This is a genomic window from Actinomadura sp. CNU-125 (genome assembly GCF_001942465.1).
Classification (GTDB): Bacteria; Actinomycetota; Actinomycetes; order Streptosporangiales; family Streptosporangiaceae; genus Spirillospora.
This window is the reverse complement of the sequence record NZ_MKJY01000311.1, coordinates 1-5,548: the sequence shown is the minus strand read 5'-3', so window position 1 is coordinate 5,548 and position 5,548 is coordinate 1. Positions and strand designations below refer to the sequence as shown.

General features: G+C 74.8%; 4 protein-coding genes and 1 pseudogene. 2 read left to right on the top strand and 3 right to left on the bottom strand.

All coding sequences use genetic code 11. The annotated features are described in order from the left end of the window. Together BJF79_RS30520 and ligA are read left to right on the top strand one after the other, a co-directional pair. Positions 1–534 (top strand): WS/DGAT domain-containing protein (locus BJF79_RS30520; RefSeq protein ID WP_143220417.1); only part of this gene is annotated, 534 nt, incomplete at its 5' end. 66 nt (positions 535–600) lie between these two features. Beyond that, entirely contained in the window at positions 601–2,694 is a 2,094-nt protein-coding gene (gene ligA, locus BJF79_RS30515) for an NAD-dependent DNA ligase LigA (protein WP_075902613.1), read from the top strand. Between the two features lie 10 nt (positions 2,695–2,704). On the opposite strand, the gene BJF79_RS30510 is transcribed toward ligA, so the two are convergent. The 3 genes and pseudogenes from BJF79_RS30510 to BJF79_RS30500 form a co-directional block, all read right to left on the bottom strand. Beyond that, positions 2,705–3,874 (bottom strand): PucR family transcriptional regulator, encoded by a 1,170-nt coding sequence (locus BJF79_RS30510; protein ID WP_083734220.1) that lies wholly within the window; start codon positions 3,872–3,874, stop codon positions 2,705–2,707. Between the two features lie 51 nt (positions 3,875–3,925). Beyond that, positions 3,926–5,182: an acyltransferase family protein gene (locus tag BJF79_RS30505; RefSeq protein WP_143220415.1), complete on the bottom strand. Its 1,257-nt coding sequence runs from the start codon at positions 5,180–5,182 to the stop codon at positions 3,926–3,928. A 99-nt stretch (positions 5,183–5,281) separates the two neighbouring features. Beyond that, positions 5,282–5,548 (bottom strand): annotated as a pseudogene (locus BJF79_RS30500) (SAM-dependent methyltransferase); the annotation flags it as partial.

Sequence of the window (5,548 nt, the reverse complement as noted above, 5' to 3'; positions counted from 1 at the left end):
GCGCGGCCGCACCGCCGTCCCCGGCAACCTGTCCGCCGCGCTGCGCCTGGACGTGCCCGTCGACCGCCGTCCGCTCCGCGACCGGCTCGCCGCGGTGCACCGCTCCGCCGAACGGCGCGCGCGTCGGGCCGCGCGGTGGCGAGCACCGCCGTGCTGCGGCTCCTCGGGGCGCTGCCGCCGCCGCTGCACGCGCGCGCCGCCCGCGCCGTGTACCGGGCCCGGTTCTTCGGCGCGATCGTGTCGAACATGCCCGGACCGGACGTCCCGATGTCGCTCGCCGGGGTGCCGCTGGGCGACGTCCATCCGATCCTGCCGCTGGCCGTCGGCGTCCCGCTCGCGGTGGGGGCGCTCTCCTGGAACGGATCGCTGCACGTCGCGGTGACCGCCGAACCCGGGCTGCTGCCCGAGGCGGACGGGTTCGCCGACGCGCTCGTCCGCGCGTTCGACGAACTCGCGACCGGAACCGGCGACGGGGCCGGCGACGGAACCGGCGACGGGGCCGAGGCGGGCCCGTCCCGGAGAACGCCCACTTGATCACCGAGCGGCCCGCCGACCACCTGAAATATCGGAAATGTCGGTGCCAGAAGGAAGAATGAGGGCATGACCGAGACACCGGCCCCCACCACCGAGATCGGCGACCAGGCCGCGTACGCCGCCGCCGTCCAGACCGCCGTCACCGCGTCCGCCGCCTACTACGGCGCGCGACACTCGACCCTGGACGACGACGCGTTCGACCGGCTCGTGCGCGGCATCGCGGCCTACGAGACCGCGCACCCCGAGCACGTCCTGCCCGACTCCCCGACCGGCAAGGTCGCCGGGGGAGCCGTGATCGGGGACGTGCCGCACACGGTGCCGATGCTCAGCCTGGACAACGTGTTCTCCGCCGACGAGCTGGAGTCGTGGGCCGCCGGTGTCGCCCGCCGCATCGGCCGCGACGTCGGGACGTGGAGCGTGGAACCCAAACTGGACGGCCTCGCCATCTCCGCCCGGTACACCGGCGGGCGGCTCGTCCAGCTGGTGACGCGGGGCGACGGGGCCGCGGGCGAGGACGTCTCGCACGGCATGGGCATGATCGTCGGACTGCCGGAGGAGCTCGCCGAGCCGGTCACGGTGGAGCTGCGCGGCGAGGTGCTGATGACCCGCGACCAGTTCGAGGCCGCCAACGAGGCCCGCACCGGCGCCGGGGGAGCGGCCTTCGCCAACCCCCGCAGCGCCGCCGCCGGATCGCTGCGCGCCAAGGACCGCGCCTACCAGGTGGAGATGACGTTCTTCGCCTACGGCGCCCTGCCCATGGAGGGCACCGACGAGCCGCTGGCGGAGCGGCTGCGAGAGCTGCCGTACAGCGGGCTCATGGAGCTGGCCGCCGGGCTCGGCGCCCGCACCGTCGCCGTCACGCCCGTCCCCGGCACCACCGCGACGACCGTCGAGGCCGTCCTCGCGCGCGTCCAGGAGATCGCGGCGCTGCGCGCCGACCTCGACTTCGGCATCGACGGCATCGTGATCAAGGCGGACGCCGCCGCCGACCAGGCCGACGCCGGGCTGTCGTCCCGCGCGCCCCGCTGGGCGATCGCCTACAAGCTCCCGGCCGTCGAGAAGATCACCCGGCTGATCGGCGTCGAGTGGAACGTCGGGCGCACCGGCGTCATCGCGCCCCGCGCCGAGCTGGAGGAGGTCGAGCTGGACGGCTCCCTCGTCAGGTACGCGACCCTGCACAACGCCGCCGACATCGAGCGGCGCGGGCTGCTGCTGGGCGACCACGTCACCGTCTACAAGGCCGGGGACGTCATCCCCCGCGTGGAGGCGCCGGTGGCGCACCTGCGCACCGGCGACGAGAAGCCGATCGAGGCCCCGGAGGTCTGCCCGCGCTGCGGCGACGAGATCGACCGCTCGCAGCAGCGCTGGCGCTGCGTGCGCGGCCGCGACTGCCACGCCGTCGCGTCCGTCCGGTACGCCGTCGGCCGCGACCAGCTCGACATCGAGGGCCTCGCCGGAAGCCGCATCGACCAGCTCGTCGAGGCCGGGCTCATCACCGACTTCGCCGACCTGTTCGCCCTCGACCACGACCAGGTCATCGGGCTGGAGCGGATGGGCGAGACCAGCACCGCGAACCTGCTGGCCGCGATCGAGGCCGCCAAGGCCAAGCCGCTGAACAAGGTGTTCTGCGCGCTCGGGGTGCGCCTCACCGGCCGCTCCATGTCCCGGCGCATCGCCCGGCACTTCGGCACCATGGACGCGATCCGCGCCGCCGACGCCGAGGCGTTCCAGGAGGTCGACGGGATCGGCCCCGAACGGGCGTCGACCGTCGTCGCCGAGATCGCCGAGCTCGCGCCGCTGATCGACAAGCTCGTCGCCGCCGGGGTCACCATGACCGAGCCCGGCGCGCCCGCCCGTCCCGCCGCCGGATCCGCCGACGAGGCGGACGAGCCGGCCGCCGAGCCGGCCGACCTCCCGCTCGCCGGGATGTCGATCGTCGCGACCGGCGCGATGTCCGGACCGCTGGACGGCCTGTCCCGCAACGAGGTCAACGAGCTCATCGAACGCGCCGGGGGACGCGCGTCGTCCTCGGTGTCGGCGAAGACGTCGCTGCTCGTCGCGGGCGAGAAGGCCGGTTCCAAGCGGGCCAAGGCCGAGAAGCTCGGCGTCGAGATCGTCACCCCGGAGGAGTTCGCCGCGCGCGTCGCCGCCTACCTGTGAGCGGCCGCCGTCAGCGGCCCTCGGTCCGGCCCGTCCGGACGAGCCACCCGAGCAGCAGCATGACGTCCAGCCGGCCGTCGAGCTCGGTGAACCGGCCGCCGGTCAGCTCGTGGATGCGGCGGAGCCGGTACCGGACGGTCTGCTCGTGGATGTGCAGCCGCTCGGCGGCGACGACGGCGTTGTCGCCGGACTGCAGGTAGGTCAGCAGCGTCTCGGCCAGCGGCTGCCGCCGCGTCCGCGGCAGCTCCAGCAGCGGCCCGAGGACGGTGCCCGCGGTGGCGCCGACGAGCTCCTCGGCGGCGAGCGTCGCGAGCGCGGACACGTGCTCGGCGCAGCGGACCGGCTCGTCCCGGGGCAGCATCCCGCGTTCGATCAGCGTCAGCGCGTGCCGCGCCCAGCGCAGCGACACCGCGCCCTGCGCGACGGGCACCGTCGGGCCGATCGCGGCGGTGCCGAGCCTGCGCAGCGCGGGCCACAGCCGCTCCTGTCCGGGGCCGTCCGGATCGGGCACCACCAGGAACGGGATGGGCGCGTCCCAGTCGGCCAGCACCGACGGCGGCAGGATCCGCGCCCCGGCGGGCGCCCCCGCGGGGAGCGCGATCAGCCCGATGCTCTTCGGCATGTCCCAGCGCGCCGCGATCGCCAGTTCGGCGATCGCCTCGTGCCCGGGGGACGGCTCGGTGATCAGCATGTCGCGGAGCCGCTCGCGGCGGCGCTCCCGCGCGGTCGCGAGCTGCCCCTGCTCGCGGGCGTACCCCTGGGCGGCGGCGTCGGCGATCCGGGAGACCAGCATGAACAGCGAGTCGGTGAGGCGGCCGAGGGTCTCGCGCGACCAGCCGAGCCGGTAGGCGTCCATGATGAAGCGCTGGCACGCGACCTGGCAGCTCACCCGCATCGCCGTCTGCAGGGCGTCCAGGCTCCGCCCCTGCCGGGCCTCCAGCTCGCCGAGCCGCGTGTACAGCTCGGTGAGCTTGCGCGGATCGGCGTCGGGGTGGTCGACCGAGTCGACGTAGAACGCGACGGCGTCGCGGACGGCGCGCTCGATCCGCTGCGCGTACTCGCCGTCGTCGCCGGAGTATTCGGGGACCTGCTCGCGGATCTCCCGCTCCATCTCCAGAGCGGCTTCCTGCACATGCTGGCGGAGCATGCCGGGCAGCTCGTCGGGCAGGGGACCGACCACAAGACCTCCCTCCGGGGACGGCCTCACCTTAGGCGGCCGGAGTGATCGCTGTCACCCTGGGGGTCTGGTAAGCCGTTTGCTCAGCCGTTGCGCGGGCTTTTCCACGAACCGGTGGGCGAGCGCCGCCGCGCCGAGCGCACCGGCGACCACCACCGCGCCCCAGCCCAGCCGCTCGGGCACCGTCAGGTTCTCCGCGCCGCGCCCGGACGCCGCCCAGACCGCCTGGATCACCAGCGGATGCAGCAGGTACAGCGAGTAGCTGACCAGCCCCGACCACACCAGCGCCCGCGGCATCGCCCGGTGCCGCAGCGCGAGCCCCGCCAGGAACGTGAGCCACGCCGCCGCGACCGCCATCGACCAGTCCAGCCCCAGCGACTCCGGGTAGCCGTGCCGCGACCAGGTCGGCGGCGGCCGCAGCCCGGCCAGCAGTGTCAGGACGGGCACCACCGCGATCATCGCGGCGGCGGGCCACGCCCGCAGCCGCCCGTCCTGAAGCGCGCGGACGGCCGTCCCGGCGAACATCGTCGCGATGATGCACAGGCTCTCGACGCCGCCGATGCGGGTGTTCAGCACCAGCAGCGTCAGCGCCAGCGTCGCCACCACCGCGACCCCGATCCGCCGGACGGTGCGGCCGCCGAACAGCGCCGCGAGCCCGCCCGCGAGGACGACCGCCGCGACCAGCGTCGTCCCGTCCGGCCAGTGCGCGGCCAGCAGTTGCGACGGCAGCACCACGCCGAGCAGCGCGGCCGCGATCCCGAACCCCAGCGCGACCCGCGCGCTGGCCCGCTTCACCCCGGCGACGAACATCGCCGTGACCAGCAGGTAGAAGATCATCTCGTAGGAGAGCGTCCAGAACACGTTCACGACGTTGGGCACGCCGAGCAGGTCCTGCAGCATCGTCAGGTGCGCGAGCGCGGCCGTCCACGGCCGGTCGCCGAGCGCCGCCGGCAGCCCGTAGGAGAACCCCGCCAAGGCCAGCACCAGCGCGAGCACCACCGACACCGCCCACGCCGGGTACAGGCGGAAGAACCGCCCGATCCAGAACGTGCGGACGCTGCCGCGCCGCTCCAGCGAGAACGGCACCACGTAGCCGCTGACGAGGAAGAACACGAACACGCCGTAGCGTCCGAAATCGAACCACGGGCTGGCGCCGGCGCGGACCTCGGGCAGCAGTACGTCGAGGGAGTGCTCGAAGACCACGACCAGGGCGGCGATCCCGCGCAGGGCGTCCAGCCAGCCCATCCGCGGCCGGCTCGCCGCGGGTGCGTCGATCCGGGTGTCCGGTGGGGTCAGAGTGTTCGCCGGCATCCCGGCCACCCTAGGGGCCCGTTCCCGGTGCTTCGCCCAGTGCCCCCTGAACGTTCGCTGAACGCCAGGTCGCGGCCTCGCGGCGTGTCGCCGTCCACTTCATGCCTGGATCGCCCCGGGTGTACGAAACGCCCCCGGGGCGGCGCGCTCAGCCGGGGCTCCGGCCCGGGCGCCGGTCAGCCGGCGCAGGACGCCCACCGCCGCGTACAGGACGGGCGGGCCCGCCGGAGCGAGCGGACGGTCGGGACACCACCGTGCCGCGGGCACGATGCCGGGCGGCAGCGGCGCGAACGGCCCGAACAGCCGCGCGATGTCCGCGGCGCCGCGCGGGTGCAGCGGGACGCCGCCGTCCGCGTACACCCGTGC

What these genes read in the sequence shown, in the direction of transcription:
- BJF79_RS30505 (WP_143220415.1), bottom strand. Translation starts at nt 5,182, where the DNA reads ATGCCGGCGAACACTCTGACCCCACCGGACACCCGGATCGACGCACCC.
- ligA (WP_075902613.1), top strand. Translation starts at nt 601, where the DNA reads ATGACCGAGACACCGGCCCCCACCACCGAGATCGGCGACCAGGCCGCG.